1 protein-coding gene and 1 pseudogene are annotated in these 972 nt (G+C 38.9%); both read right to left on the reverse strand.

Going from position 1 to position 972, the window contains the following annotated elements; genetic code table 11:
- Positions 1-13: 13 nt before the first annotated feature.
- A pseudogene (locus A9G45_RS13705) lies at positions 14-358 on the reverse strand (integrase core domain-containing protein).
- A 35-nt stretch (positions 359-393) separates the two neighbouring features.
- Positions 394-816, reverse strand: a complete 423-nt coding sequence (locus tag A9G45_RS13710) for an IS3 family transposase (RefSeq protein WP_081297804.1) — start codon at positions 814-816, stop codon at positions 394-396.
- Positions 817-972 lie beyond the last annotated feature (156 nt).

A 972-nucleotide genomic window follows, 5' to 3' on the forward strand; every position in this document is an offset into this window, starting at 1 on the left:
CTCACGTAGAAAATCATGCTGCTTGTTTTAGTGTTTTATACTCAATCGGTGTCATGTTATTTAATGCCTCATGCGGTCTTTCGGTGTTATAAATCGTTAACCATTCTTCAGTTATTCTCCTTGCTTACGCTAAGTTGTTAAAAAGATATAAATCGAGTACTTCAGTACGATAGGTACGATTAAATCGTTCAATATAGCCATTTTGATAAGGGCTACCGGGCTGGATATAATCAATGGTTATACCATGTAATTTAGCCCAGTTGGTAAAGGTTTTTCCTGTAAATTCTGGCCCATTATCGACCCGTATTTTTAATAGATACCCATGATATTCGGCCAGTTTATCCAAATAACGAGTCACTCTACCTGCGGGTAAGCTTACTGCAATATCAATACCTAACGCCTCACGATAAAGTCATCGATGACATTGAATGTCCTAAAGCGACGTTGATTACGACTACTGTCACTCATAAAATCCATTGACCAACATTCACCTTGTTTATTGGGGACTAATAACCTTTCTGGGTATCGTGGAGGAATGCGTTTTTTACGCTTTACCCTGAGATTAAGCTTTAATTCACAATACACCCGATATACCCGTTTATGATTCCATTGATAGCCGAGCTTTCTGATACGATTAAAACATTTAGGAAAACCCCAGCGTAAATGCCGGTCTGTGACAGTATTCAACACCGAAATAATCACGGAATCATCCTGAAACTTAGGTTGGTAATAGTAAGCACAACGGCTTAAACCAACAATGGCACAACTCATAACAATAGTAACCGAATGATTTTTTTGTAGTTGCTGCGCCCACATTTTACGTACCTTTGTGGGCACTAAAGCTTTTTTATGATTTCTTCCTGAAGCTGGGATTTTAAGCTCAGTTCGGCAAACATCTGCTTAAGCTTGCGGTTTTCCGCTTCGAGTTCTTTTAGACGTTTGATGTCTGAAGTTTCCATACCGCCATATTTT

Source organism: Gilliamella sp. HK2 (assembly GCF_001690265.1).
In the GTDB taxonomy this organism is placed as follows: domain Bacteria; phylum Pseudomonadota; class Gammaproteobacteria; order Enterobacterales; family Orbaceae; genus Gilliamella; species Gilliamella apicola_C.